Here is a 26,192-nt window from a genome sequence, read left to right as displayed (position 1 = left end):
GTACGTCGTGGGGCGTGCGGAATCCGTTCCGTGTGCGCCGGGCGCCGACGCCGACCGCGCGGGTACGGCGGTTGCGTCGGCGCATCACCGTACTGTTCGCGCTCACCAGCGCGGCGGGGCTGGTCGCGATGGCCGTGCTGGCGGTACGCAGCGACGGCGTGCGCTGGCGCGAGCAGCTGGACCAGGCCATGAGCGCCGACACCAACTGGGCGCTGGGCCTGCTGGAGACCGACGAGGACGGCCGGCTGGACACCGAGGTGCTGCTCGACAACGCCGGGACCGCGTGCCCGCCGCTCTTCCTCCTCGCCGCGCCCTCCGCGGCCTCCGTGCCGGACCCCCCGGACACTCCGGGCGGCCTGGTCGTCGAGCACGCCCCGGGCCGCCCGTGTCTGACCGTCTCCACCGCCTCCGTACGGCAGGCCGCCGCCATCGCCGTTCGGGCCGACGAGCCCCGGTCCCGGGACGCGCGGACGGTGGACGGGGAGCCGGTGCGGATGTTCGCGCTGCCCTTCTACCCGCCGGACGCGGAGGAGGACGCGCTGCCGCAGGGCGCCCTGGTCACCGTGGCGGACGCTTCGGCCCAACGCGCCGACCACCGGCGGCTGACCTGGGTGGTGACCGGGGGCTGCGCCCTGCTGGTGCTGCTGTCGGCCGGGGTCGGGCATCTGCTCTCCGGGCGGGCGGTCCGGCCCGCGCTGGAGGTCCTGGACCGGCAGGAGGCGTTCCTCACGGACGCCGCGCACGACCTGCGGACCCCGGCGGCCTCGCTGCGGACGCTCGCGGAGACCGCGCTGCGCGGGGAGACGGACAGCACCGATGTGCACCGGCGTACGCTCCGGCTCGCGGAGACCATGGGCACGCTGGTCGACGGGCTGCTCACCCGGGCCCGGCTGATGTCCGGGACGGCCCCGCTCGCGGTGGAGCCGCTGCGGCTGGACCAGTTGGTGGAGGCCGTGGCCGAGGACGCGGCCGCCGAGGGACAGCGGGTGACGGTACGGGCTCCGGGGGCCGTGGTCGTGGCCGCCGACCCCGATCTCGTACGCCGTGCCGTGGCCAATCTCGTCGGCAACGCGCTCGTCCACGGCCGCCTGCCCGGGGAGCGGGCCGAGGTGGAGGTGACGGTCGGCGGCGAGGGGGCCACCGCGACCGTCACGGTGGAGGACGCGGGTCCGGGGCTGCCGCCCGAGGTGGCGGGTGCGCTCTTCGACCGGTTCCGCAGCGGTTCGGGCTCGACGGGGCTGGGGCTGTCGATCGCCTCCTGGGTCGCCCACGCCCACGGCGGCGGCCTCACTGCGGAGCCGGGGCGGCGCGGCGGGGCCCGGTTCGTGCTGCGGCTGCCCGCCGGGGGCCCGCCCTCCGACGGCTGACCGTACGGAGCCTCATCAAATCCTCAGCATCGCTCGGGAATGCTTCGGGCCGGAACCGTCCGACCCCCTTCAGGGAGCACTCCGTTGAACCGCGCCACCCGTGCCACCGCCACCGCCCTGGCCCTCCTCGGTGCCCTCTCCCTCACCGCCTGCACGGGCGGCGGCCTCCCGGACAAGGGCGCGGCGAAGGCCCCCGCCACCGCCGACCCGGCCTCCCGGTCCGACCTCAGGCCGTTCTACGGCCAGCGGCTGGCGTGGACCGACTGCGCGACGGACGGCTACGAGTGCGCACGCCTGACGGTCCCCCTGGACTACGCGCGGCCGGGGAACGGCCGGACGTTCGTGCTCCCGGTGGCGCGCGCCGCCGCGACGGGCCCGGGGAAGCGCATCGGTTCGCTCGTCTTCAACCCGGGCGGGCCCGGTGCGGCCGGGGCCGGGTCCCTCGAGGAGGGGATGGACGAGGCGTTCGGCGCGGCGGCGCGGGCCCGCTTCGACATCGTCGGCTTCGACCCGCGCGGCGTCGGCGGCAGCGTACCGGCGCTCACCTGCGAACCGGCCGAGGAGGAGACGGAGGAGGAACCGGCGGCGGAGGAAGCAGCGGCGGCGGAGGACGAGACCCCCGATGGCGTCGCCCCCCTCTACCCCCGTACGGAAGCCGACCGCTCGGCGGCCGCGGCAGGCGCCCGTACGGCGGCCGAGGACTGCGAGAAGCACAGCGGCCCCATCCTCCGGCACGTCGGCACCGACGACGCCGCCCGGGACCTGGACATCCTGCGCGCGGCCCTGGGCGAGCGGAAGCTCACCTATCTGGGCTGGTCGTACGGGACGAGCCTGGGCACCTCGTACGCCGAGCAGTTCCCGCGCCGGGTCCGCGCGATGGTCCTGGACGGGGCGATCGATCCGTCGCTGGACTGGCGGCAGCGGGTGCTCAGCCAGTCGGCGGGTTTCCGCCGGAGCGTGGACGACTACGCGGAGCGGTGCGCGGAGATCGCCGGTGACCGCTGCCCCGGCCGGACCCCCGGGGAGATACGGGCGCTGATCGAGCGGCTCTACCAGCGGGCGGAGCGCGAGCCGCTGCCGGTCGCGGAGGACAGTTCGTACGCGGAGTACGGGGGCATGGACGCGACCGCCGTGCTCGACGCGGTCTCGATGGCGATGTACACGCCGGAGGACCAGTGGGAGCCGCTGTCGGAGGCGCTGCGGGAGGCGGACCGGGGCGACGCGACGAAGCTGGGCGCGCTGGGCGACGAGGAGGAGACCGGGTCCGAGGACACCGACACCACGGAAGGGGAGGAGCAGGAAGACGCCTCCCCCGGTGCCTCCGAGCCCCCCGCCGTCCCCGACGACAACGGCGACGCCGCGCTCACCGCGGTCAACTGCCTTGACGTCCCCCACCCCCGCTCCGTCCGCCCCTACTGGGACGCCCTCGCCCCCGCCGACAAGGCCGCCGGGGTCTACGGCACCGCGGGCGTGACCGCCGAACTCACCTGCCGCGACTGGCCCTCCGGCGAGCGGCGGCCGCACAAGGTGGCGGCGGAGGGCGTACCGCCGGTCCTGGTCGTCGGCACGACGGGCGACCCGTCCACGCCGTACGCGGAGGCGGTGAGCCTCGCGGAGCAGTTCCCGGCCGGGATGCTGCTCACCTACGAAGGGCTGGGCCACACCGCGTACGGCCGTGGCGACGCCTGCGTCACCGCGAAGGTCGACGCCTACCTGGTGGAGCTGGAGCGGGTCGCTCCCGGGGCCACCTGCTGAACGGCGGCGGGGCCCGTCACCCCGTGACGATCCCGGTGACGAGGTTGATGGTGGTGGCGAGGATGCTGGCGCCGAACACGTACGACAGCAGGCAGTGCCGGAGCGTGACCGCGCGGATGGCGGAGCTGGAGACGTCGGTGTCGGAGACCTGGTAGGTCATGCCGAGGTTGTAGCTGAAGTAGAGGAAGTCGACGTACTTCGGGCTGTCCTGGGAGTTGAAGTCGATCCCGCCCTCGGTGGGAACGTAGTAGAGGTACGCGTACCGGGTGGCGTACATCAGGTGGAGCGAGGCCCAGGCGGTGAAGACCCCGCAGAGGGCGGTGGCCGCGGCGGCGTGGCCCGCCCCACGTCCGCATCCCACGCCCCCGCCCCGCGCTCCGCATCCCGCCACCGGCCGGGTGGCGTACGGGGAGCCCCCTGCATAGCCTGCCAAGGAGTCCGCTTTGCCCCATGCACCCCTGGTGGAAGGGCCGAGACCGTGAGCACCGACCACGACGATCAGCAGCAGGCCCCGGAAGCCCCGGTAGGCCCCGTCCCCGAGGGCGAGCCCCGGTTCCGCCCCTACCACCACCCCGCCGCCGGGTGGGGCGCGGCGGAGAGCGTGATCCGGTTCCTGGCGCGTGAGCGGTCCCCGGTGGACGGTCCGCGGGCGATCCTGAAGATGAACCACGAGGACGGCGGCTTCGACTGCCCGGGGTGCGCCTGGCCGGACGACCTCAAGGGCCTGCACCTGGACATCTGCGAGAACGGGATCAAGCACGTCACCTGGGAGATGACCCGGAAGCGGGTGGGGCGGGAGTTCTTCGCCGCGCACTCGGTGACCGAGCTGTCCGGGTGGAGCGACTACGACCTGGAGAACCAGGGGCGGCTGACCGAGCCGATGGTCTACGACCCGGACTCGGACCACTACGTACCGATCAGCTGGAAGGACGCGTTCGAGGTCGTCGGCTCCGCGCTGCGCGAGCTGGACGACCCGAACCGGGCGGCGTTCTACACCTCCGGCCGGCTCGGGAACGAGGCCACGTTCCTCTACCAGCTGATGGCCCGCGAACTGGGCACCAACAACCTGCCGGACTGCTCCAACATGTGCCACGAGGCCAGCGGCCGGGCGCTGACGGCATCGCTCGGTACGGGGAAGGGCACGGTCGGCCTCAAGGACTGGGAGAGCGCCGACGCGCTGTTCATCCTGGGGGTCAACGCGGCCTCCAACGCGCCCCGGATGCTCACGGCGCTCTCGGAGGCCCACCGGCGGGGCGCGCGGATCGTGCACATCAACCCGCTCGTGGAGGCGGCCGCCACCCGCACCATCGTGCCGCACGCCTTCCTGGACATGGCGCTCTTCAAGTCGACGCCGACCAGCTCGCTCAACCTCCAGCCGCGCATCGGCGGGGACATGGCACTGCTGCGGGGCATGGCGAAGGCGGTCCTGGAGCGGTCGGCGTCCGATCCCAGGGCGCTGGACCGGGAGTTCATCGACCGGCACACCACCGGGTTCGAGGAGTACCGGGCGCTCTGCGAGGCGACGCCGTGGGAGGAGATCGAGCGACAGTCGGGGCTGGGCCGGGACGACATCCTCGAGGCGGCGCGGGTGTACGGGGAGGCGGACCGCTCGATCGTGAGCTGGTGCCTGGGGGTCACCCAGCACGAGCACGGCGTCGACACCGTACGGGAGATCGTGAACCTGCTGCTGCTCCGCGGCAACCTGGGCCGTGAGGGCGCGGGCCCCTCCCCCGTACGCGGACACAGCAACGTCCAGGGGAACAGGACCTGCGGGATCGACCACCGGCCCGGCGACGCGTTCCTGGACCGGCTGGCCGCTGCCTGCGGGATCACCCCGCCCCGGGAGCACGGTCTCGACACCGTCGGCACGATCGAGGCGATGCGGCGCGGTGAGGTGAAGGTCTTCGTGGCGATGGGCGGCAACTTCGCGATGGCCGCCCCGGACACCCCGGTCACCTTCGAGGCGCTGCGCTCCTGCGACCTCACCGTCCAGGTGAGCACCAAGCTGAACCGGAGCCATCTCGTCCATGGCCGCCGGGCCCTCATCCTGCCGTGTCTGGGCCGGACCGAGAAGGACCACCAGCGCAAGGGGGTGCAGTCCACGTCGGTCGAGGACTCGATGAGCATGGTGCATCTGTCGGTGGGCATGAAGCGCCCGGCCTCCCCGCATCTGCTCTCCGAACCGGCCATCGTCGCCGGGATGGCCCGCGCCGCCCTGCCGGAGAGCGGGACGCCCTGGCACTGGTACGTCGAGGACTACGACCGCATCCGCGACACCATGGCCAAGGCCCTGGACGGGTTCGAGGACTTCAACCGCCGGGTGCGGCTGCCGCTGGGCTTCCGGATACGGCAGCCCGCGCGGGAGCTGGTCTTCCTCACCCCGTCCGGGCGCGCCGAGTTCTCCGCCGCCGCCCTGCCGGACGTGGTGCCGGAGGCCGGGACGCTGGCGCTGGGCACCATGCGCTCCCACGACCAGTGGAACACCACCATCTACTCCGACAACGACCGCTACCGGGGCATCGAGAACCTGCGCACGCTCGTCTTCATGAACCGGGCCGACATGCGCGAACGCGGTATCACCGACCTCGGTCCGGTCGACATCACGAGTACGGCGAGGGACGGCAGCCACCGCAGTCTGAAGGGCTATCTGGCGATCCCGTACGACATTCCGCGGGGCTGCGCGGCCGGGTACATGCCGGAGATGAACGTGCTGTGCGCGCTGGGCGACTACAGCACGCAGAGCGACCAGCCGATCATGAAGCATGTGAAGGTGACGATCGCGCCCGCCGCCTGAGCGGAGCGCATCGTCCGAGCGGAACGCATCGCGTGCGTGGAGCGCATTCTCCGCCTTCAGGGGCACAACACACCAGGCCGGGCGCGGTTTCTGAGGAATGCTCATTTACTGACCGGTAGAGATCTATGCGGCACAGGTCACACCGCTCTACCGTCGGGGCAGCGCTCCGGGTCCCGCCGATGTCGGTGAGCCGCCGACCGGGCCCCGGGGTCCCGCACGTCTCCCGCCCCAGGAGGTCCGATGCCACCGTCCCCCGCCCCCTCCCCGCGCTCCCGCCGCAGGTTCGCCGCCCTCACGCTCGCCGCCGCCCTGGGAGCCGTCACGCTCGGCGCCCCCTCCCCCGCGGCCGCCTCGGCTTCGCAGACCACACCGGCCTCGCAGGCCGCCACCGCCGAAGCGGAGTACCTCGTCGGGCGCGGCATCGCCGATGTCACCGGGGAGGCCGCCGAGACCGGGATGATGGGCTACTCCAGCTTCGACCAGAAGACGTCCGGCATCCACCAGCGCCAGCGGTCGCGCGCGTACGTCGTGGTGGACCGGGCGAGCGGCAAGCGCGTGGTCTATGTCAACGCCGACCTGGCGATGATCTTCCAGTCGGTGCGGCAGGGCGTCCTCGCCCGCCTCCAGGAGCGGTACGGCAGCCTGTACGGGGAGGAGAACGTCCTGCTCTCCGCCACCCACACCCACTCCGGCCCCGGCGGCTACTCCCACCACGTGGCGTACAACCTCTCCGTGCTCGGCTTCCAGAACGGCACCTACCGGGCGATTGTCGACGGCATCGCGGAGTCCGTGGCCAAGGCGCACGACGATCTGAAGCCCGGCTCCATCAGCCTGGGCACCGGCACCCTCACCAACGCCAGCGTCAACCGTTCCCGGGATGCCTTCGACCGCAATCCGGCGGCCGACCGGGCGGCCTTCCCCGGCGGGATCGACCCGGCGATGACCGTGCTGCGGTTCCGGCAGGGCTCCACGGACGCGGGCGCGATCAGCTGGTTCGCCACCCACAACACCTCGATCACCAACAAGAACACGCTGATCAGCCCGGACAACAAGGGCTATGCCTCCTACGCCTGGGAGCACGGCCACGAAGGCGTGCGCTATCTCGACAACACCCCCGGATTCGTCGCCGCGTTCCCCAACACCAACGCCGGTGACATGTCCCCCAACCTCAATCTGAAGCCCGGATCGGGGCCCACCGAGGACGAGTTCGAGAACGCGCGGATCATCGGTGAGCGCCAGCTCGACAAGGCACGCGAGGTGTACGCCGGTGCGCGGCCGGTGACCGGCGGGGTCGACGCCCGCCTCACCTATGTCGACATGGAGAACGTCACCGTACGCGGTGAGTACACGACCGACGGCAAGGAGCAGCGGACCTGTCCGGCCGTCGTGGGCGCCTCCACGCTCGCGGGCAGTGTGGAGGACGGCCCGGCGATCCCGGGCTTCGAGGAGGGCATGCGCACCCCGGTCGCCGGCATCATCGACGCGCTGCGCATCGACACCCCGTCCTGGCTGGCCACCTGCCAGTACCCCAAGGCGAGCCTGATCCCGACGGGGCTGCTGAGCAACGTCCATCCGGTGACCCCGAAAATCCTGCCGCTCCAGATCATGCGGATCGGGGAGCTGTACCTGGTGGCGGGGCCGGGTGAGTTCACGATCACCGCCGGGCTGCGGGTCCGCCGTACCGTGGCGCAGGAGCTGGGAGTCCCGCTGGAGCGGGTGCTGCTCCAGGGGTACGCGAACGCCTACAGCCAGTACGTGACGACGCCGGAGGAGTACGACACCCAGAACTACGAGGGCGGCTCCACCCTCTACGGCCGCCACACGCTCCCGGCCTACCAGCAGGAGTACGCACGGGTCGCGGCCGCCCTGCGCCAGGGCACCCCGGTGGAGCGGGGCACGCTGCCGCCGGACGAGTCGGCCCGGCAGTTCACGTTCCAGACGGGCGTGGTCTACGACAACCCGCCGCTGGGCAAGTCGTTCGGTTCGGTGCTGACCGGCCCGGCCTCCTCGTACGCCCGCGGCTCCACGGCCACCGTCGAGTTCGCCACCGGCCACCCCAAGAACAACCTCCGCCGGGGCGGCACGCTCCTGGAGGTCCAGCGCCTGGAGGCCGACGGACGGTGGACCCGGGTGCTGGACGACGGCGACTGGGAGACCACGTACCGCTGGACCCGGCTCAACGGGCTGACGGGGACGTCGAAGGCCACGGTCACCTGGAGGATCGGGGCGGACACCGCACCCGGCACCTACCGGATCGTGCACCACGGGGACGCGAAGAACCTGCTGGGGAGGATCACCCCGTTCACGGGCACGTCCTCCACGTTCACCGTGACCGGGTGAGACGAGGCGGGTGACCGGGTGAGACAAGGCGGTGGGCGGCCGCCCCGGGCCGCCGGGGTGCCCGCCCACCACAGGATTCCGCACCCGAGATGCCGCACCCCGGTGCCGGGTCCATGCTGGTGGCATGGGTGACCAGGCCGGCCCCGAGGCTTCCGTATCCGTCCGGCGGGACCTCCGGTTGCTGGAGTCCGCGGGGGCGCACCCCACTGGCGCGCCGGCGGAGCAGCTGGCCCGGGAGGCCGAGCTGCCGCGGCCCGTGGCCGAGGAGCACCTGCGGGCGCTGGTCGAGGACGGCTATCTGCGGGAGCTGGGCGACGGGGCGTACACCCTGGCCGACCAGGGCACGCCCCCGCTCACCGCACCCGGTGACGCCACCTGGGCCGAGCGCTTGCGCCCCCTGCTGACCTCCCTGCGCGACCGCCTCTCCGCCGCCGCGTACCTGACGCTGTACGACGAGGGGGAGATCCGGGTCCTCCAGATCGTCGACAGCCCCCGGGCGCCCCGCGTCGACCTCTGGGTCGGCTTCGAGGACGCCGGGCACGCCACGGCCCTGGGCAAGAGCGTGCTGGGCGGGCTGGACGAGGAGGCCCGCGCCAACTACCTCTCCCGCCACCCCCTGGCCGACCTCACGTCCCACACCATCACCCGCCGCGAAGAGCTGATCCGGGAGCTGGACTCCCCGCCGATGGCCCCGCTGGCCCGGGACCGGGAGGAGTACCGCCGCGGCACGACCTGTGTCGCCGTACGCGTGTACTGCGGCGACCAGGTCGGCTCGCTCGGCATCTCCTTCCGCTCGGACCGGATGTACCGGACCAGCGAGGTCAAGGACCAGCTCCTGTCCTCGGCGCTGCGCGTCACCCGCCGGCTGACGATCCCGGAGTGAGCCCGGGGCTCGTCCGGGGGCCTATTCGGCCATCTCGTACGCCCCCGACAGCGCCTCCACACGCCCCCAGATCCGGGCCGAACGCTCGGCGTCGACGACGGGACGCCGTACGGCGCCGAGCGCCCACTCCTGCTGCGCCCGGGTGGCGGAGTCCTTGCCGTGCAGCTCGACGGCGTGCGCGGAGAAGTCGCGCACGAGGACGGCGAACAGCTCGTCCAGCAGGTCCTCGTCCAGGCCGGTGAGACGGGCCTGCTCCAGGATGAGCTGGCCGTGGACGACGAGGGCGAAGAGCTGGCCGACGGCGAGGAGGAGGTCCAGGTCGCGGCTCTGCTCCTCGTCGGGGGCGGCGGTCTCGACGAAGGCGCACAGGGCGTCGGCCTGCTCGCGGAACCGGGCGACGTTGGGGATCTCCGCGTACGCGTCGAAGGCGGGGCGCCAGTCGTGGAAGCGTACGGAGCCGAGACCACGCGCCGGACCCTGCTGGAAGAGGAACGCGTCGTCGGCCGCGTCCAGACGGGAGGGGACGGCCGGGTAGTCGGCGGGGTTCAGCAGGTGGTTGCGCATGAACTTGAGGATCAGCGCGAGGTTGACGTGGACCGTGCCCTCCAGCTTCGGCAGGCCCCGGATCTCGATCGCGGCCTGGGCGAAGTAGTTGTCCTTCTCGAAGCCCTTGGCCGCGATGACGTCCCACATCAGGTCGATGACCTTCTCGCCCTCCGTGGTCACCTTCATCTTCGTCATCGGGTTGAAGAGGAGGTAGCGGCGGTCGTCGGGGCCTGCGGAGCGGAAGTAGTCGACGGCACGGTCGCTGAAGAGCTTCATCCCGACGAGCCGGACGTAGGCGTCGGTCAGCTCGCGGCGCACGTGCGGGAAGGCGGTGACGGGGCGGCCGTAGAGGATGCGGTTGCTGGCGTGGGTGACGGCCTCGTACATCGCGTGCTCGCAGATGCCGATCGAGGCGGTGCAGAGGTTGAACTTGCCGACGTTGACGGTGTTCAGCGCGGCGTCGAAGGCGGCACGGCCGGTGTGCAGGATGTCAGCGGGCGCGACCGGGTAGTCGGCGAGGCGGAACTCGCTGACGTACTTGGAGGAGTCGACGACGTTCTTCACCAGGTGGTAGGCGTCGTGGCGGCTGTCGGCGGCGAAGAAGACATAGCCGTCGGGGCCCTCGACGTCGGTGCGGCGGCCGAAGACGGAGACCAGACCGGCGGCGTTGCCGTTGCCGATGTAGTACTTGGAGCCGGAGGCCAGGAAGCCGCCGTCGCCGTCGGGGGTCAGCAGCATGTCGGTGGAGTAGATGTCGGCGCCGTGGGTCTTCTCGGAGAGACCGAAGGCGAACACCTCACCCTGGGCGAGGAGTTCGGCTGCCCGGGCGCGCGCCTCGGCGTTGTCGCTCTGCCAGACCGGGCCGAGGCCGAGGATGGTCACCTGCCAGGCGTACCAGTAGTCGAGGCCGTAGAACCCGAAGATCTCGTTGAGGGCGGCGATCCGGGCGGTGTCCCAGCGCTGGTCCTGCTCCTTCGCGGCGGCGGCCGGGGTGAGGAAGGTGGCGAACAGGCCCTCCTTCGCGGCGAAGGCGAGGAAGTCACCGAGCCAGGCGCGGGAGCGGTAGTCCTCGATCAGCCGGCGCTTGCCCCGCTCCTCGAACCAGTCGACGGTGGCGCGCAGCAGCCTGCGGGTCTCCGGGTCGAAGTGCTCGGGGTCGTAGGTGCGCGGGTTGAAGAGGAGGGACGCGGACTCGGCCATGGAGATCGCCTTCCGGGAGGGAGGGTTGAGGGTGGTGGGTTGGTGGGTTCTTCGGTGGTACGCAGGAGTTGGAGAGGTACGGGGGTGGCGGCCGGTGCCGTCAGGCGGCGGGGCCCGGCGGTGGACCGGCCAGTCGGTGCAGGGTGTCGAGTACGTCGTCGAGCCAGGCGATCGTCATGCGCTCGTACGCGATGCCGCCGCGCAGCACCACGTGCTGGAGTTCCTGGCCCGGGTCGAGGGGTGCGGGCGCCTCGGGCCCGGTGAAGTCGCGTGACTCCCCCGCCAGATAGTGGGCGAGGCGGTCGCGGTGGGCCTGACGGTGGCGCTCGACCTCGCGGACCAGGGCGGCCGGGTCGTCGAAGGCGGCGCCCCGGATCTTGACGGCGAGGTCGTGGCGCAGGCTCTCGGGCTCGATCGGCTTGTGCAGCCACTCGGCGAGGGCGGCGCGGCCGGGCCCGGCGACGGAGTACTCCTTCTTGTCCGGCCGGCCCTGCTGCTCGACCTCGCGCACGACGAGCCGGCCGTCACCCTCCATCCGGGCGAGGACGCGGTAGATCTGCTGGTGGCTGGCGGTCCAGAAGTAGCCGATGGACCGCTCGAACCGCCGGGCCAGCTCATAGCCGGAGCCGGGTTGCTCCAGCAGGGAGACGAGGATCGCGTGTTCGAGCGCCATGCCCTCGATCCTTCTATGCAACTCGTTGCATAGACAAGTCGCGGAGGCCCGGTGAGACACGGCTCACCCGGGCCCGGTGGGCTGCGGCCCCGCGATCAAGGTGCACCACCCCGCAGGCGACAATGAACGGCACACACCCGGCACACCCACCGTCCGGCACACCTGCCATCCGGCACCCGCCCGCCGGGCCGCTCGTCCGCCCGCCCGCCCCGTCAGGAGCACCACCACCTTGTCCCCCTCGCCCCAGCGGACCCCGCACGCCGCCCACCCCGACCTCCAGGCCGACTGCGGGAGCTGCTTCGGCCTGTGCTGTGTGGCGCTGCCCTTCGCCCGCTCGGCGGACTTCGCCGCGGACAAGGCGGCGGGAACCCCGTGCGGGAACCTCCAGGAGGACTTCGGCTGCGGGATCCACGACCGGCTGCGCGAGCGCGGCTATGCGGGCTGCACGGTGTTCGACTGCTTCGGGGCGGGCCAGAAGGTCTCCCAGGTCACCTTCGGCGGCCGCAGTTGGCGTACGGAGCCGGGTTCGGCCCGCACGATGTACGAGGTCTTCCCCGTGGTGCGGCAGCTGCACGAACTGCTCCGGTACGCCGCCGAGGCCCTGGACCTTCCGGCGGCGAAGGCGGTCCACCGCGAGCTGCGCGAGGCCTACGCCCGGATCGACGCCCTGACCCGGGAGAGCGCCGAGACCCTGCTCGCCGTCGACGTACCGGCCCTGCGGGCGGAGGTGAACGCCCACCTCCTGCGCGCCGGCGAGCTGGCCCGCGCCGCGGTGCCGGGCCGGAAGAAGAACCACCGGGGCGCCGAGCTCCTGGGCGCCCGGCTGCGCGGCGCGAAGCTGCGCGGGGCCACCCTGCGCGGCGCCTGCCTCATAGCCGCCGACCTCTCGGGCGCCGATCTGCGCCAGGCCGACCTGATCGGCGCGGACCTGCGCGACACCAACCTGTGCGGCGCCGACCTGACCGGAGCCCTCTTCCTCACCCAGCCCCAGCTCAACGCGGCCCGGGGCGACGCGGCGACCCGGATCCCGGCCGGTCTGCGGCGGCCGGGGCACTGGGCCGCCTGAGGAGACGGCACCACGGCACCACGGCACCGGCGAAAAGGGGCGTTTCGGTCCCGCCCGCAGGGGCACTCGTCCGGCGTGCCCCCCGTAGCGGCCCGGCGACCGGGACACTCAGGCCGTCCGGACCGACCGGGCCGGGTGAGCGGGCACCCCCTCCGCCCCCGCCCGGTCCGGACGTCACGTCACGTCACCGCCGAACAGAGAGGCCGCCATGACGCGGAACGAGCAGCCCGACGACCCGAACCGGCTCCACCCCCGCCCCGACTTCCCCCAACAGGACCAGGAACCACCCGGCAGGACCGGCCCCATGGACCCGCCGCCCGACCACGGTGAGGAGTCCTACCGGGGCTCGGGGCTCCTCACCGACCGGAAGACCGTGATCACCGGGGGCGACTCCGGCATCGGCCGGGCCGTGGCGCTGGCCTTCGCCCGGGAGGGCGCGGACGTCCTGCTGACCCATCTCGCCGAGGAGGAGCAGGAGGCGCGGGAGACCGCGCGTCTGGTCGAGGAGGCGGGCCGGACCGCCGTGACCGTCCCCTGTGACATCCGGGACGAGAAGCAGTGCCGCGCCCTCGTCGAGCGGGCCGTCTCCGACTTCGGCCGGATCGACGTCCTGGTCAACAACGCGGCGTACCAGATGTCCCAGCCGGACGGGATCTCCGCGATCTCGACGGAGTAGTTCGACCGGGTGGTGCGGACCAACCTGTACGGGATGTTCTGGCTGAGCAAGTTCGCCCTGCCGCACATCCCGGCGGGCGGCTCGATCATCAACACCACGTCGGTGCAGGCGTACAAGCCCAGCCCCCACCTGCTGGACTACGCCATGACCAAGGGCGCGATCGTCACGTTCACCCAGGGGCTCGCCCAGATGCTGGCCTCCGACGGGATCCGCGTCAACGCGGTGGCCCCGGGGCCCGTCTGGACGCCACTCATCCCCGCGACCCTGCCGGACACCACGGAGTTCGGGAAGCAGAGCCCGCTGGGGCGTCCGGCGCAGCCGGCCGAGATGGCGCCCGCCTATGTCTTCCTCGCCTCCGCCAACGCCTCGTTCATCACGGGCGAGATCATGAACACCACGGGCGGCACACCGCTGCCGTGACCCTGATTGGCCGAGGGCACGGCCGGGAACACGTCGGGAATGCCCATGAATCACCATGAAGCACCCGTTCTCGATGCCCTCGCCGCCTACCAGGACCGGGGTGAGCTGGGGTTCTCGCCGCCCGGCCACAAACAGGCCCGGGCGCCTCCCCCGCCGTACGGGCCGTGCTCGGGGACGCCGTCTTCCTCGGGGACGTCCTGGCGACCGGCGGGCTGGAGGACCGGCGGGAGAAGTCGGCCGTACTGCGTCGGGCCGAGGAGCTGATGGCGGACGCCGTCCACGCGGAGCACACCTTCTTCTCCACCTGCGGCTCCTCCCTCTCGGTCAAGGCGGCCATGCTCAGCGTCGCCGCCCCGCACCAGAAGCTGCTGGTCGGCCGGGACGCCCACAAGTCGGTGATCGCCGGGCTCATCCTGTCGGGCGTCGAGCCCGTCTGGGTGGAGCCCCAATGGGACGCGGAGCGGCACCTCGCCCACCCGCCGTCGGCCGAGTCCGTGGAGCGGGCCTTCGCCGCGCACCCGGATGCCCGGGGCGCGCTGGTCACCAGCCCGACCCCGTACGGTACGGCGGCGGATCTGCGGGCGATCGCGGACGTCTGCCACCGGCGGTCGAAGCCGCTGATCGTGGACGAGGCGTGGGGCGCGCATCTGCCGTTCCACCCGGAGCTGCCGTCCTGGGCGATGGACGCGGGCGCCGACGTCTGTGTCACCAGCATCCACAAGATGGGCAGCGGGCTGGAACAGGGCTCGGTCTTCCATCTCCAGGGCGACCTGGTGGACCACGACACCCTCGCCTCGCGCGCCGATCTGCTGGGCACCACCAGCCCGTCCGTGCTGGCATCGACGGCTGGCGCCGCCAGATGGCCCTGGACGGGCACGGTCTGCTCTCCCGGGCCCTGGAACTGACCTGGTCGGTCCGTGAGCGCATCGAGGAGATCGAGGGGCTGCACGTCAACGGGGAGGAGGACTTCTGCGGTCCCGGCGCGGCCGCGGAGTTCGATCCGCTGCCGGTGATCATCGACGTCACGGAACTCGGCACCACCGGCTACCGGGCCGCCGACTGGCTGCGCGAGCACCACCGTATCGACACGCATCTGGTGGACCACCGCCGGATCAGCGCCCAGTTCACCCACGCCGACGACGTGTCCACCGCGGCCCGGCTGCTGACCGCCCTGCGCCATCTCTCCCGCGAGGCGCACACCCTGCGCCCCGCCCCCGAGGTGCACGTCCCCACGCCGGACCAACTCCGCCCCGACCAGGCGTGTCTGCCCCGCGACGCCTACTTCTCCCGCACCGAGGACGTGCCGGCCGAGCGGGCGGTGGGCCGGGTCGCGGCCGAGATGATGACCCCGTACCCGCCGGGCATCCCGGCCGTGCTGCCCGGCGAGCGCATCACCGAGCCGCTGCTGCGCTATCTGTGCTCGGGCGTCGCGGCGGGCATGAACGTGCCCGACACCGCCGACCCGAAGCTGGAGACCGTCCGGGTCTGCGCGGAGGGGGAAGGGCCGTGACCGCCCGGGCCGGCTGAGGGCCGGGCCACCTGTCGGCCGGGGCGGGCGATGCCTGGGACCGGGGCCGGGGCGAGGACGGTCCGGGGCATGGGCACCCGTTCGGGCCGTGCCCCGAGACCTCAGGCCAGGTTCCGGGGCACGGTCTCGTTCCAGGTGCGGGAGAAGACCCGGCGGCCGTCCTCGTAACCGTCCAGCGTGGCGTCGACCCTGAACTCCTCGGCGTCGGCGGTGAGTACGGTGCTCGTCTCGACGCGTACGTCCCAGCCGCCGGGCCGGGAGAAGGTCATGGTCCACGCCGAACGGCCGCTGAGCGAGGCGAAGTCGTCGGCCACGGAGGCGTACCTCTCGCAGGCCCGCAGGCCGACCTCGATGCCGTTGGCCTCGTACCGCTGGAGCCCCCGGTCCTTCACGATGTCGAGGGCGGAGTGGTAGTCCACCAGGCTCCTGGTGACGTTCCAGGCCTGCTCGGGCTCGGTCAGCCGGGTGACGGGGGGCGGCCGGCAGCCTTCCGGTTCACCGAAGGGGGCCTCGGGCAGGCCGTCCGGCTCCTCCGGAGGGCGGACCGGCAGGGTCAGGGCGGCCCCCTCCTCGTGGACGGTGAGCAGGACCGGCTCCGGGGCGGGCCAGACCAGGGGCCAGTACGAGGTGGAGAGGGAGAGCCGGATGCGGTGACCGGGCGGGAAGGCCTGACCGACCCCGTTGAGCGTGATCCGGGCACGGTAGCGGCGGCCGGGCTCCAGCGGTTCGGGGTGCTCGTCGCTCTCCCGGTGGGTCAGGTTCAGCACGCCGTAGGTCACCCGGGTGGCGCGGCCGTCCGGGTCCACGTCGGAGATCCTGGCGGTGACCTGGGCGACCGGGGCCGAGGCGGAGACCTCCAGGTCGACGGAGGGGGCGCCGAGGATCTCCAGGCGTTCGGTGAGCGGCGCGGACTCGAAGACCAGGGAGCCGCCGTCCTCCTCGCGCTGGTCGTAGGGCAGGTCGGGCGGGGCGTTGTAGGAGGCCCACTTGCCCGCGAACTGGCCGACGGAGAGCGGTGACCGGACCGTACGCGGACGGCCGCGCGGCGCCTCCTCCTCGTCCGCCATGACGATGGCGGCGCCCCGCATCGGGTAGGCCACCTCCTTGATCCGCGGTGACGGCCAGGAGGGTTCGCCCACCCAGCGGCCGGGGCGCTCCTCGTAGGAGGTGGAGGGCGGGACGCTCTCCTGCATCCAGGTGCGGAGCATCGGCCCGTCCATGACCCCGTTGTCGACGCCCTTGAGCCAGTGGTCCCACCAGGCGACGACCTCTTGCAGATAGCCGATGGCGGGGCCGGGCTCGCCCAGGTGGGGCAGTTTGTGCGACCAGGGGCCGATCAGCCCCTTGCGGGGGACGTCGGCGCCGGCCAGGAGGCGGGTGACGGCGTTGGAGTAGCCGTCGGCCCAGCCGCTGGAGGCGAGTACGGGACACCGGAGGCGCGTGTAGTCCTCGCTGAGGGAGGCGTGCCGCCAATAGGCGTCGCGGTGCGGGTGGCGGAGCCACTCCAGGACCCAGGGGCGGGCGGCCTCCAGCCGCTCCTGCCACATCTCCCGCCACCGCTCCCCCACCACCGCCGGGTCGGGCGGGCAGGTGGCGTACGCGAACATGGTGCCGGCCTCGGCGAGGTTGTCGGAGAGCATGGCACCGCCGAGGTAGTGCATGTCGTCCGCGTACCGGTCGTCGGTGAAGGAGGCGATGACGATGGCCTTCAGGCTCTCCGGTCGGCGGGCCGCCGTCTGGAGCGCGGCGAAGGCGCCCCAGGAGATGCCCATCATGCCGGTGTTCCCGTCGCACCAGGGCTGGGCGGCGACCCAGGCCAGCACCTCTTCGGCGTCGCGCTGCTCCTGTTCCAGGTACTCGTCCGGCAGGACGCCCTCCGACTCCCCGGTCCCGCGCAGGTCCACGCGCACGCAGGCGTAGCCGTGGCCCGCGAGGTACGGGTGGTGGATGGCGTCCCGGGTGGAGGTGAGGTCGTTCTTGCGGTACGGGATGGTCTCCACGACCGCGGGGACCGGCTCCCGGTCCGAGGCGACGGGCCGCCAGATCCTGGCGGACAGCCGCACCCCGTCCGCCATGGTGATGGTGACGTGGTCCTCTTCCCGGGTCTCGTACGGGAGTTGCTCGACGAATCGCATACGGCCGGCAGGGTCCTTCCTGACGTCGGGGCGGGGCCCGGGTCCGGGCCCGGTGGGGTCGGGTACCCGGGGCGTCACGAGCCATTCCGGCCGCGTCCGCCCGGTTCCGTCTCGTCGAAGGTGAGGCCGAGGGCGGCGACGCAGGCGTCGAACTTGCGGCGCAGTTCGTCCTCGTCGTCGCCGCCGGTGAAGATGTGGGCGACCTCGTAGCTGTAGCTGTCCTGGCCGTGGACGGTGGAGAGCCGCTGCCCCTCGGCGGGGACCATGTCGATGTGGACACCCGGGATCTCCCGCTCGATGGCGGCGAGGTCCTCGGCGGTCGGCACCCGGTGGACCCGCCCCTCGCCGAACCAGCGGTAGTACCACTTGGCGGCCACCCGGTAGCGGCCGCCGCCCGGCGGGACGGCCGGGTCGCCGCCCAGGGCCAGCCGGAACATCCGGTGGTGGTTGGGCACTCCGTCGACGAACTGGAACATCTCGGCGTGCGACTGGGAGTGCCGGGGGTTGATCTCCAGCAGGCGGATGTCGGCGGTCTTCGGGTCGTAGAAGTACTCGATGCTGAACGTGGCCCGGTCCATGCCGATCTGGCGCATGGTGCGTTCGCTGACCTCGTGCAGCCGCCGGATCACCGGGGCGGGAAGGGTGCTCGGGTACTGGTGGCGCAGGAAGGAGGAGGAGCCGGGATAGTTGATGGAGTCGAGCACCCCGTAGACGGTGACCTCGCCCCGGTGCACGTATCCCTCGACGGCCACCTGGATGCCCGTCATGGCCTCCTCGGCCAGACAGACCTCGCCGCCCACGCCCGCCATCTCCGGCGGGAGTTCCAGAAGATCGAGAATGGCCTCGAAGGGCTTTCCGACCCGCGCGATCCCCTCCCGTATCTCCGCGACCGCGCTCCGGAACTCCGCCAGGTCCGCGACACCGAAGGCCAGCTCGGAGGAGTAGGCGAGGGCGGGCTTGACCCACATGGGGAAGCGCAGGCCCTCCGGCGGGCGGGGGTCGTCGCTCTCCAGGTCGACCATGCCGAAGCGGGGGTAGGCGTCGGTCACCTTCCGCTGCTCCAGCCGGCTCCAGTACTTGTGCTCGCATTTGACGACGGATTCGAGGCTGGTGCTGACCGTTCCGTACTCCTCGCTGAGAAGGGGGACGAGGGTGCTGACCGGGAAGTCCCAGTAGCCGACGATGGCGTCGATGCCGCCCTCGTGCGCGTCGAGCACGGCGCGGGCGCGGGCCAGCAGTTCGTCGACGGTGACCTGGCCCTCCTGCAACTCCTCGATGGTGAGCAGCGGGTGGAGCCGGTGGTGGTCGGCGTCCGGAACGGCTTCGAGGGTGCGGCGGTTGGCCTCGTCCATTCCGATGACGAATATGTTCTTGCGCGAATCGTCGGGCATGGGCATTCCTCTCGGGACGGCACAGGGAGATCTGCGCCGTGTACCCCCGGGCCGGGTTTCAAACGGGAATCCGTCGGCCACCGGGAATGCCGGACCCCTTCCTTTCGGGGAATTCCGTGATGCCGGTGCTTACGGGGGGAGCTGACGGGGCACCAGTGCAGCCGTGCCCCCCGACCGGCACCCATTCCCCCACACCACTCCCGAAGGAGACACCCCGTCATGCGCGCACTCGCCCTCGTCTGTACGTTGAACGCCTCGCCCGCCTCCTCCAGCAGCCACCACCTCGCCCAGCAGGTCATGACCGAGTTCGAGGGCCACGGGGTGCGGGGGGAGATCGTGCGGGTGGCCGACCACGACGTACGGCCGGGGATCGGCGTCGACCTGGGCGACGGCGACGCCTGGCCCGCGATCCGGGAGAAGGTCCTGGCGGCCGACATCCTGCTGATCGCCACGCCCATCTGGCTCGGCCACCCCTCCAGCGTCTGCCAGCGGGTCCTGGAGCGGCTGAACGCCGAGTCGTCCGAGACCGACGACGAGGGGCGCCCGCTGGTCTACGGCAAGGTCGGCGCCGTGGCCGTCGTGGGCAACGAGGACGGGGCGCACAAGGTGAGCGCCGATGTCTTCCAGGGGCTGAACGACGTCGGCTTCTCGCTGGCCGCCCAGGCGGTCACGTACTGGGTGGGCGAGGCCATGCAGGGCACCGACTACCAGGATCTGGACGAGACGCCCGAGGCCGTGGCCTCGACGACCCGGGCGCTCGCCGCCAACGCCGTGCATCTGGCCCGGCTGCTCGCCGACGCCCCGTACTCCCCGTCCTGACCTGCTGCCGTCCCGGCCCGGCGGCACGCGCGCCCGACGCGGTGTCAGCTCCGGGGCTGGAACCGCGCCTCGGGGGGCGTCTCCCCGGTGATGCTGGCGATCAACTCGGCGCAGAGATCGCGGAGTTTGATGTTCCGGTGCTGGGAGGCCGTGCGCAGCACCTCGAAGGCCTTCTCCGGGGTGCAGCGCTGCTGGCCGATGACCACGCCGATCGCCTGGTCGATGACCGTACGGGACCGCAGGGCGGCCTCCAAGTCGGCGGCGAACTCCTCGGTGTCGGCGATGCGCTGGGCCAGGGCGATGGCTCCGGTGGCCTGGGCGGTGAGCAGCCGAAGGGCCGTCAGATCGGCGTTCTCGAAGGCGCCGGGGACCGGGGCGTACAGGTTGAGTGCGCCGGCGGTGTGGCTGTGCGGGGCGATGGGCAGCGACAGCGAGGACCGGGCGCCGCAGACGGCCGCGTAGGCGGGGTAGTCGGCCCAGCGGCTCTCCCGGAGCGTATCGGGCACGCTGACCTCCAGGCCGGTGCGCATCGCCTGGAGACAGGGGCCGTCGTCCTGGCCGTACTGTGCCTCGTCCAGCTTCGTGGCGATGGCGCCCGCGCTGGACACGGTGACGGGACGGCCCTGCCGCTGGACCGTGATGCCGCACCCGTCGGCCTCCGCCACCAGGGCCAGGGCGCTGCGGGCGAGCGCCTGGAGGAAGTCGTCCAGGGACTCCGTCTCCAGGAGCAGAGCGGTCGTGTCCGGCGCCTCGGCCACGGGCCTGTCAGTCATGTTCATCTCGTTCTGGGCGGTGACCCGCCTCCCGAAAGGGCGGGGCAGAGCTGGCGCGGCGCAGTCCGGGCCGCTGGGACAGGGCAAGTTCCACCGACGCACGGGTGCCTGGGACGGGCTCCGGTGCGTGCGGCGGGGAGATCAGAGGTGAATGAGCGGAGGCCCTACGGGAGCGGGCGCGCCGCCGGCCGTGCTCAGGGGACTGCTGGGGGTTCTGCGGCGCCCGGTCGCGGGCGGGCGACTTCGGGCGGGGGCCGTCGGGGCGGTCGTACGCGCGGCACGGGAGGCGACGACGGCGGGGGCCGCGGTGACAGGGCGGCGGAGGGGAGAGCGGTTCACGGGAACTCCACGGAGGCAGGAAGGAATCTCAAGGGCCGCTTCCTGACCTCCAGCCCGCCATTATGCCCTCTCGCCCGGACCGGTCCGCCCAGTGGGCGGAAGGCACCGCAGCGAGACGGCCGGAAAACACCCCTGGCCTCCGCGTTGCCGGTCCGCCCGTGCCGTCATCGCTCCCGGGGGAAGCGTCGCCCGGGGAGGCGGGGCAGGGACGTGGCGGCGTACGGTCCGACGGCCCGGGCCCCGGGGGCGGCGGGTCCGTCCGCCGTCCGGGTGCCACGCCACAACCGCCGTCGCAGACCGCTCGTCCGGTCATCCTCCTCGGGTGTCCCGGCGCCCGGCAGGCATCCCCGGCTGCGGAGTTCGGCGCCCGCGAGGCTGTGTGCGACGCGCAGGATCCGGTTGAGCGCGGCGGCGCTCAGGACTTCACGTGCCGTCTCGAATCTGGCCACCACCGCCATCGACACACCGCGCTGCTCGGCGTCGGCACGCACCCGCAGCAGGACGCCCAGGGCGCGGGCGGTGAGCAGGGGGGTGACGACGTCGACGATGAGGGTGCTGGGGCCGCAGCCCGGCATCAGCCTCAGCAGCTCCCGCTCGATCGCCGCCTCGTTGTCGAGGTCGACGGCGTCGGACAGTTCGACGACGAGGTGGGCGTCGTCGAGGTGGTAGCTGAGCAGGACCATCACGTACTCCCTGGAAGCAGGCTGAAGAGAAGGCCGCTTCCTGACCTCGCTGCGCGTGTTCCCTCCCCCGCGCCTTCCACACCACTTCCGCCGCGGTTCTCCGGTCGGCGGACCGGGCCGGACGGACCGGCACGGAAGGGGGCTGCGACGCCGCCTCCCGTAACGTGCCATGCTGACTGCGAGGGCTCCGGCCCGGAAGGGAGCGACGATGACCGACGGCCTCACCCCCGGCACACCCGATCTGATCTCCCTTCTCCTCGACAGCGACACGCTGGACGACTTCCTCCAGGTGCTCGCCGAAAGCGCCCTTCTCAAGGCTCCGGCCGCCGACGGCTGCGGCATCACCCTGGAGCGGGAGAACCGGCCGCTGACCGTGGTCAGCTCCGGGGTGAGCGCGCCTGCGCTGGACGAGGCGCAGTACGGGCAGGACGACGGCCCGTGCCTGGAGGCTCTGCGGGAGGGGCACGAAGTCAGCGTCGGTGACATGGCGGTGGAGAGCCGCTGGAACGGCTATCCGGCCTTCGCCGTCGCCGCCGGGACCCGGTCGTCGCTCTCGCTGCCGGTGGCCGCCCGCTCCCACACGGCGGGCGCGCTGAATCTGTACTCGCCCAAGGTGAACGGCTTCGCCGAGGCCGATCTCGGCGGTCTGCGCGCCCTGGCGGCCCAGGCCACGGGGGCGATCGCCCTGGCCCAGCGGCTCTCCGACGCGCAGACGTTCACCACCGACCTCCAGGCCGCCCTGCGGTCGCGTGCGGTGATCGACCAGGCGGCCGGCATCGTCATGAACCAGCGGCGCTGCACCCCGGAGGAGGCGCTCCGGACGCTGCGCAGCGCCTCGCAGCACCGCAACGTCAAGCTGCGCGACCTCTGCGCGCAGCTCGTCGGCTCCGTCTCGGGGAGCGTGCCGCCGGGTGGCCCCCCGCTGCGCCCCCGCCCCTGAGCCGTCCCGGCGACCGGCCCGGACGAGCGCTCGGCTCAGGCGGAGACCACGTCGTCCCGTCTCGGGGCGGAGCGGCGCAGCTGGTCCCGGGCGACGGTGAGCGCGGCAGCGATGTCCCGGGTCCCGGTGGAGACGCAGAGCGTATAGCTGACGTCCTCCAACTGCCGGGCCGCCCCCTCGCCGTGCCGGGTCCGGAGTTCTTCGTAACGGCGCAGCAGTTCTTCGAGTACCGCGGGATGGGCCATCAGCATGGTGCTCTGCCTTTCTCTCATGACGAACCGCGGACCTACGGATACACGCGTCGGGCGGCGCATTGCGCATACGGCACAGGTACGGCTGAGGAGAAGAAATAGCCGGGAGCAGCCCGGTGACAACACGGCCCACTTGGGGAACGCGGACGGATTCGAGCCGGCCGCTTCCTGACCCAGCCCTATAACTGTGCCCAGCCGTGTGCGATTCATGCAAGCGTGGGAGCTTTGCCACCACACGTTTAGCGTCCGACCCTGGGGTACTCAGCAAGCAGGTGTCCGACGTACGCGGAGCTCAGGCGCCGGAAGGTTCGGAAAGCAGCCCTCGGCGCCGCCCTGCCCTCGGCCGGGAGAGCCGGCGGAGGTGTGTCACTCCAGTGGCCGTGTAACCACGGGGCGGGCGTGCTGCCCGCCCTCCGGCGCTGTTTATTGGGGCTCGTACGGGAAACGCGGGTGGCGGCCCCCCGGAACGCGGGCGGCCCCGAAGAGGAGAATTCATGCCTGCTGGATCGAATGCGAAGCGTGAACGTCAGTACGAGCACATCAAGGAGAGCCAGGAAGAGCGGGGCGCCTCCGAGAAGCGCGCCAAGGAGATCGCCGCCCGGACGGTGAACAAGGAGCGGGCGCGCTCCGGTGAATCGAAGACGGCGAGCCGGACGTCGACGCGGGACAAGAAGTCCGCGTACGAACGCGGGGGCGAACGCTCCCACAGGGGCGCGCAGGGTCCGACGAAGGACCAGCTCTACGAAGAGGCCAGGAAGAAGAACATCGACGGGCGCTCCTCGATGAACAAGGCGGAGCTGAAGAAGGCCCTCGGACGCTGATCCTCACCGGCCCGGCAGACACCCCCTACGCGGAGGAGATCGCATGAGTGACCAGGCGCGCGGCGACGATGTGTACCAGCCGCAGGACGACGACGGCCAGGACCCGCCGAACGACGACCTCGATCTGGAGAACACGCTCGACGAACGGGACCTGGACGACCAACTGGACGAGGGGTACTCCCCGCCGGAACGTCCGCTGGGTGTGACCAAGTTCGGCACCACGGGCGCGGAGGAGCGGGAGGGCGAATCGCTCGACCAGCGGCTCGCCCAGGAGGTCGCGGACGTCGAACCGCCGCCGGGTGACGGCATCGGTGACCTTCCGCGGGGCGAGGGCGAACCGCGGGAGCGCATCGAGGGCGATGCCTGTGCCGGGCGGCTCACGGAGGCGGACGACGCGACCGGGCGGCACACCGATGTCTTCGCGGAGGACGTCGGCATCGACGGCGGTGCCGCGTCGGCGGAGGAAGCGGCGGTGCACGTGGCCGACGAGGACGACCGGGCCGGGGGCGCCTGAGCCTCCCCTCACCCCCGGGCCCCTCACGGAGGGGCACACACAGCAGCGTAAGAGACGAGGGATCAGGTACATGGCAGCGCGCGCGGCAGTCTTCGACGTGGACGGCACTCTCGCCGACACCAACCACCTGCATGTCGTGGCGTGGTGGGAGGCGTTCCGGCAGGCGGGGCACACCGTGCCGATGCCGGACATCCACCGGGCGGTCGGGCTGGGCTCGGGCGATCTGATCGAGCGGCTGCTCGGCCCGGACCGGGACCGCGACCAGGACTCCGCCATCAGCTCCGCGCACAAGGCGCTCTACGGGACGTACTTCGACCGCCTCCCCGCCTTCGCAGGGGCGTGCGATCTGCTGCGCACCCTGGCCGGGCGCGGCTGGCGGGTCGTGCTGGCCACCTCGGCGAGCGGTCCGGAGCTGGCGGCCCTGCGGCGGGCGGTGGACGCGGACGAGGCCATTGCCGACACGGCGAGTTCGGACGACGTGGACGAGGGCAAGCCGTCCCCGGAGCCCGTACAGCTGGCCCTGGAGCTGGCCGGCGCCGAGGCGGAGCAGGCGGTCTTCGTGGGGGACACGGTGTGGGACATGGAGGCGGCGACCCGGGCCGGGGTGCGGACGGTGGCACTGCTGTCGGGCGGCATCCCCCGCGCGGACCTGGAGCGGGCGGGGGCGGACGCGGTCTTCCGGGACGTGGCCGATCTGCTCGCCCGGCTGGACGAGAGCCCGTTCGCGTAGACGTAGTGGAGTGGACGTACCGCCCAGCGGACCGGAAGGGCCTGGCAGCGCCTCGTGCACGGTACGGCGCTCCCGCTCGTCGCCCACCAGAACGCCGAGCGCGGCTCCCGTCCTGCCGACGGCCGCCTCGACGGCCGAGGCAACCGAACGGGCGCTCTCCTCCCAGGTGTTCTCCAAGCTCAGTCGGAAGTGGCGCTCGGGCCAGCCGGAGGCGGTCGTGCGGTGCACGGGCCGGTCGGCCCTCGACCGTGCCCTCGGGCCGGTCGCCGGTGGGCGTACGGAGGTCGAAGTCGGCGCCGATCCGGTCGATCCGGACGACGAGCGTGTCCGGTTCGCCCGGCGGCCCAGGGTGGCTTCGTCGGCGGACGAGGTGTCGAGGTACGCCGACGCCCAGGGGCCGTGGCGTTCGTACGGGGCGCCAGGGGTGCGAGATCCATGGGTTCCTCCCGTTCTGTCGGGTCGCTCGACGGAGGCGGGTACCCGTTCCGGCCGGCCCCCGACGCCGCGAGGCGCTCCCATGGCCGACGCAACGCAGCCGATTTACTCTTGTTTCATGCGTTTGGCCCCTATCCGCACGGGTATGAGGCTGAAAGTGCTTCGGACATGAGGCGCCCGTGGGAGTCCCGGGCGGCATCTGTCCGACTCCTGTGTGCTCCCACGGTGATCGAGCGTCATCACACGGATGTCACCGCAGAGGAGTGAGCACCATGCAGGCTGCATCTGCCCCCCAGCCCTCCACGGACACGGGTGCCCCGTCGTCCGACGAGGCATTCCGGAAGCTCGTCACGCTTCCCCGGGGGCCGGAGCGGGACGCCCTGCGCGAGGAGATCGTCTGCGCCTGGCTGCCGATGGCCTACCGCCTGGCCTCCCGCTTCCGCAACCGGGGCGAGCCGATGGACGACCTGCGACAGGTGGCCGCGATGGGGCTGGTCAAGGCGGTGGACCGGTACGACCCCGCGCGGGGCAAGGCCTTCGAGACCTACGCCGTACCGACCGTGACGGGCGAACTGAAGCGGCACTTCCGCGACCACACCTGGGACGTGCATGTGCCGCGCCGGGTCCAGGACCTCCGCAACCAGGTCCGGACGGCGCGCCGCGACCTCGCCCAGCGGCTGGGCGGACGGGCTCCCACCTGCGCCGAGATCGCGGCGGAGGCGAACCTCCCGGAGGAGGACGTCCTGCTCGGCCTGGAGGCGCTGGAGAGCTACAGCGCCCTGTCCCTGGACGCCGAACCGGCGGGCGTGGACGGCGGGGCCACCCTGGCCGACCGGCTGGGCTCCTGGGACCTCGCCCTGGACGTCGCCGTCGACCGCGAGGCCGCCAAGCCCGGACTGCGGAGGCTTCCCGAGCGCGAGCGGACCATTCTCTACCTGCGCTACTTCCGCAACATGACCCAGCTCGGCATCGCGGAGCACCTCGGCATCTCGCAGATGCACGTCTCCCGGCTGATCAGCCAGTCCTGCGCACGGGTCCGCGCCGGGGCCCTCAAGGAGACCGGGACCCTCAGGAAGACCAGGGCCGTCCCGGGGGCCGCGTGAGGGCACCGGC

20 protein-coding genes and 3 pseudogenes are annotated in these 26,192 nt (G+C 72.3%); 14 read left to right on the top strand and 9 right to left on the bottom strand.

Annotated elements, in window-relative coordinates; all coding sequences use genetic code 11:
- The first annotated feature begins 14 nt into the window (after window positions 1–14).
- Complete coding sequence (locus DJ476_RS31690; protein WP_112492120.1) at window positions 15–1,367, top strand: sensor histidine kinase; 1,353 nt, start codon at window positions 15–17, stop codon at window positions 1,365–1,367.
- Between the two features lie 84 nt (window positions 1,368–1,451).
- The gene (locus DJ476_RS31685; protein ID WP_318294827.1) at window positions 1,452–3,122 is read left to right on the top strand and encodes an alpha/beta hydrolase; all 1,671 of its coding nucleotides are present in this window, start codon (window positions 1,452–1,454) and stop codon (window positions 3,120–3,122) included.
- A gap of 16 nt (window positions 3,123–3,138) precedes the next feature.
- Here DJ476_RS31685 and DJ476_RS36175 read toward each other — a convergent pair whose 3' ends face one another.
- Window positions 3,139–3,693 (bottom strand): DUF1345 domain-containing protein, encoded by a 555-nt coding sequence (locus tag DJ476_RS36175; RefSeq protein WP_404827562.1) that lies wholly within the window; start codon window positions 3,691–3,693, stop codon window positions 3,139–3,141.
- On the opposite strand from DJ476_RS36175, the gene DJ476_RS31675 reads away from it, so the two are divergent.
- The 3 genes from DJ476_RS31675 to DJ476_RS31665 all read left to right on the top strand — a co-directional run bounded on the left by DJ476_RS31675 (window position 3,601) and on the right by DJ476_RS31665 (window position 9,139).
- The gene (locus tag DJ476_RS31675) at window positions 3,601–5,916 is read left to right on the top strand and encodes an FdhF/YdeP family oxidoreductase (RefSeq protein ID WP_112492118.1); all 2,316 of its coding nucleotides are present in this window, start codon (window positions 3,601–3,603) and stop codon (window positions 5,914–5,916) included. The two genes, DJ476_RS36175 and DJ476_RS31675, sit on opposite strands and share 93 nt — an antisense overlap.
- Before the next feature lie 240 nt (window positions 5,917–6,156).
- Window positions 6,157–8,256 carry a neutral/alkaline ceramidase gene (locus tag DJ476_RS31670; protein WP_112492117.1) on the top strand — a complete coding sequence of 700 codons (2,100 nt, stop codon included), beginning with the start codon at window positions 6,157–6,159 and terminating at the stop codon, window positions 8,254–8,256.
- Window positions 8,257–8,380: 124 nt separating this feature from the next.
- Entirely contained in the window at window positions 8,381–9,139 is a 759-nt protein-coding gene (locus DJ476_RS31665) for an IclR family transcriptional regulator (RefSeq protein ID WP_112492116.1), read from the top strand.
- A 21-nt stretch (window positions 9,140–9,160) separates the two neighbouring features.
- Here the strand turns inward: DJ476_RS31665 and DJ476_RS31660 are convergent, their stop codons facing one another.
- Window positions 9,161–10,885: an acyl-CoA dehydrogenase family protein gene (locus DJ476_RS31660; protein ID WP_103419466.1), complete on the bottom strand. Its 1,725-nt coding sequence runs from the start codon at window positions 10,883–10,885 to the stop codon at window positions 9,161–9,163.
- Between the two features lie 100 nt (window positions 10,886–10,985).
- Complete coding sequence (locus DJ476_RS31655) at window positions 10,986–11,558, bottom strand: PadR family transcriptional regulator (RefSeq protein WP_070202701.1); 573 nt, start codon at window positions 11,556–11,558, stop codon at window positions 10,986–10,988.
- 229 nt (window positions 11,559–11,787) lie between these two features.
- Here DJ476_RS31655 and DJ476_RS31650 point away from each other — a divergent pair, with 229 nt between their 5' ends.
- The 3 genes and pseudogenes from DJ476_RS31650 to DJ476_RS31640 all read left to right on the top strand — a co-directional run bounded on the left by DJ476_RS31650 (window position 11,788) and on the right by DJ476_RS31640 (window position 15,230).
- Window positions 11,788–12,624, top strand: coding sequence for a pentapeptide repeat-containing protein (locus tag DJ476_RS31650; RefSeq protein ID WP_112492115.1), 837 nt, complete (start codon window positions 11,788–11,790; stop codon window positions 12,622–12,624).
- Between the two features lie 208 nt (window positions 12,625–12,832).
- Window positions 12,833–13,720, top strand: a pseudogene (locus DJ476_RS31645) (SDR family oxidoreductase).
- A gap of 39 nt (window positions 13,721–13,759) precedes the next feature.
- Window positions 13,760–15,230 (top strand): annotated as a pseudogene (locus DJ476_RS31640) (aminotransferase class I/II-fold pyridoxal phosphate-dependent enzyme).
- 119 nt (window positions 15,231–15,349) lie between these two features.
- Here DJ476_RS31640 and DJ476_RS31635 read toward each other — a convergent pair.
- Complete coding sequence (locus DJ476_RS31635) at window positions 15,350–17,383, bottom strand: CocE/NonD family hydrolase (RefSeq protein WP_112492114.1); 2,034 nt, start codon at window positions 17,381–17,383, stop codon at window positions 15,350–15,352.
- A gap of 74 nt (window positions 17,384–17,457) precedes the next feature.
- Entirely contained in the window at window positions 17,458–18,774 is a 1,317-nt protein-coding gene (locus DJ476_RS31630; protein ID WP_103419462.1) for an ATP-grasp domain-containing protein, read from the bottom strand.
- Between the two features lie 219 nt (window positions 18,775–18,993).
- On the opposite strand from DJ476_RS31630, the gene DJ476_RS31625 reads away from it, so the two are divergent.
- A complete protein-coding gene (locus tag DJ476_RS31625; protein WP_070202695.1) occupies window positions 18,994–19,593 on the top strand; it encodes a flavodoxin family protein in 600 nt (199 codons plus the stop codon).
- A gap of 44 nt (window positions 19,594–19,637) precedes the next feature.
- On the opposite strand, the gene DJ476_RS31620 is transcribed toward DJ476_RS31625, so the two are convergent.
- Both DJ476_RS31620 and DJ476_RS31615 read right to left on the bottom strand, forming a co-directional pair.
- On the bottom strand, window positions 19,638–20,366 hold the full coding sequence (locus DJ476_RS31620) for a GAF and ANTAR domain-containing protein (RefSeq protein WP_070202787.1): 729 nt from the start codon (window positions 20,364–20,366) through the stop codon (window positions 19,638–19,640).
- Window positions 20,367–20,869: 503 nt separating this feature from the next.
- Entirely contained in the window at window positions 20,870–21,388 is a 519-nt protein-coding gene (locus tag DJ476_RS31615) for an STAS domain-containing protein (RefSeq protein ID WP_103419460.1), read from the bottom strand.
- 208 nt (window positions 21,389–21,596) lie between these two features.
- Here DJ476_RS31615 and DJ476_RS31610 point away from each other — a divergent pair, with 208 nt between their 5' ends.
- Window positions 21,597–22,328: a GAF and ANTAR domain-containing protein gene (locus tag DJ476_RS31610; RefSeq protein WP_112492113.1), complete on the top strand. Its 732-nt coding sequence runs from the start codon at window positions 21,597–21,599 to the stop codon at window positions 22,326–22,328.
- 35 nt (window positions 22,329–22,363) lie between these two features.
- On the opposite strand, the gene DJ476_RS31605 is transcribed toward DJ476_RS31610, so the two are convergent.
- Window positions 22,364–22,579, bottom strand: coding sequence for a DUF5133 domain-containing protein (locus DJ476_RS31605; RefSeq protein ID WP_103419459.1), 216 nt, complete (start codon window positions 22,577–22,579; stop codon window positions 22,364–22,366).
- 494 nt (window positions 22,580–23,073) lie between these two features.
- Here DJ476_RS31605 and DJ476_RS31600 point away from each other — a divergent pair, with 494 nt between their 5' ends.
- The 3 genes from DJ476_RS31600 (at window position 23,074) to DJ476_RS31590 (ending at window position 24,644) form a co-directional block, all read left to right on the top strand.
- The gene (locus tag DJ476_RS31600) at window positions 23,074–23,400 is read left to right on the top strand and encodes a plasmid stabilization protein (protein WP_070202691.1); all 327 of its coding nucleotides are present in this window, start codon (window positions 23,074–23,076) and stop codon (window positions 23,398–23,400) included.
- Between the two features lie 43 nt (window positions 23,401–23,443).
- Window positions 23,444–23,914, top strand: a complete 471-nt coding sequence (locus DJ476_RS31595; protein ID WP_112492112.1) for a DUF5709 domain-containing protein — start codon at window positions 23,444–23,446, stop codon at window positions 23,912–23,914.
- A 70-nt stretch (window positions 23,915–23,984) separates the two neighbouring features.
- Entirely contained in the window at window positions 23,985–24,644 is a 660-nt protein-coding gene (locus DJ476_RS31590; RefSeq protein WP_103419457.1) for an HAD family hydrolase, read from the top strand.
- 96 nt (window positions 24,645–24,740) lie between these two features.
- Here DJ476_RS31590 and DJ476_RS36170 read toward each other — a convergent pair.
- Window positions 24,741–25,163, bottom strand: a pseudogene (locus tag DJ476_RS36170) (baeRF2 domain-containing protein); the annotation flags it as partial.
- Between the two features lie 188 nt (window positions 25,164–25,351).
- Between DJ476_RS36170 and DJ476_RS31585 the strand changes: the two are divergent.
- Window positions 25,352–26,182, top strand: a complete 831-nt coding sequence (locus DJ476_RS31585) for an RNA polymerase sigma factor SigF (RefSeq protein WP_112492111.1) — start codon at window positions 25,352–25,354, stop codon at window positions 26,180–26,182.
- Window positions 26,183–26,192: the final 10 nt, after the last annotated feature.

The sequence above is a fragment of the Streptomyces bacillaris genome (genome assembly GCF_003268675.1).
Lineage (GTDB): Bacteria > Actinomycetota > Actinomycetes > Streptomycetales > Streptomycetaceae > Streptomyces > Streptomyces bacillaris.
The sequence above is the reverse complement of the archived record's forward strand: the minus strand, read 5'-3'. Positions and strand labels throughout refer to the sequence as shown.

What these genes read in the sequence shown, in the direction of transcription:
- DJ476_RS31620 (WP_070202787.1), bottom strand. Translation starts at nt 20,366, where the DNA reads ATGACTGACAGGCCCGTGGCCGAGGCGCCGGACACGACCGCTCTGCTC.
- DJ476_RS31660 (WP_103419466.1), bottom strand. Translation starts at nt 10,885, where the DNA reads ATGGCCGAGTCCGCGTCCCTCCTCTTCAACCCGCGCACCTACGACCCC.
- DJ476_RS31655 (WP_070202701.1), bottom strand. Translation starts at nt 11,558, where the DNA reads ATGGCGCTCGAACACGCGATCCTCGTCTCCCTGCTGGAGCAACCCGGC.
- DJ476_RS31590 (WP_103419457.1), top strand. Translation starts at nt 23,985, where the DNA reads ATGGCAGCGCGCGCGGCAGTCTTCGACGTGGACGGCACTCTCGCCGAC.
- DJ476_RS31585 (WP_112492111.1), top strand. Translation starts at nt 25,352, where the DNA reads ATGCAGGCTGCATCTGCCCCCCAGCCCTCCACGGACACGGGTGCCCCG.
- DJ476_RS31610 (WP_112492113.1), top strand. Translation starts at nt 21,597, where the DNA reads ATGACCGACGGCCTCACCCCCGGCACACCCGATCTGATCTCCCTTCTC.
- DJ476_RS31595 (WP_112492112.1), top strand. Translation starts at nt 23,444, where the DNA reads ATGAGTGACCAGGCGCGCGGCGACGATGTGTACCAGCCGCAGGACGAC.
- DJ476_RS31615 (WP_103419460.1), bottom strand. Translation starts at nt 21,388, where the DNA reads ATGGTCCTGCTCAGCTACCACCTCGACGACGCCCACCTCGTCGTCGAA.
- DJ476_RS31635 (WP_112492114.1), bottom strand. Translation starts at nt 17,383, where the DNA reads ATGCGATTCGTCGAGCAACTCCCGTACGAGACCCGGGAAGAGGACCAC.
- DJ476_RS31605 (WP_103419459.1), bottom strand. Translation starts at nt 22,579, where the DNA reads ATGCTGATGGCCCATCCCGCGGTACTCGAAGAACTGCTGCGCCGTTAC.
- DJ476_RS31630 (WP_103419462.1), bottom strand. Translation starts at nt 18,774, where the DNA reads ATGCCCGACGATTCGCGCAAGAACATATTCGTCATCGGAATGGACGAG.
- DJ476_RS31600 (WP_070202691.1), top strand. Translation starts at nt 23,074, where the DNA reads ATGCCTGCTGGATCGAATGCGAAGCGTGAACGTCAGTACGAGCACATC.
- DJ476_RS31625 (WP_070202695.1), top strand. Translation starts at nt 18,994, where the DNA reads ATGCGCGCACTCGCCCTCGTCTGTACGTTGAACGCCTCGCCCGCCTCC.
- DJ476_RS31665 (WP_112492116.1), top strand. Translation starts at nt 8,381, where the DNA reads ATGGGTGACCAGGCCGGCCCCGAGGCTTCCGTATCCGTCCGGCGGGAC.
- DJ476_RS31670 (WP_112492117.1), top strand. Translation starts at nt 6,157, where the DNA reads ATGCCACCGTCCCCCGCCCCCTCCCCGCGCTCCCGCCGCAGGTTCGCC.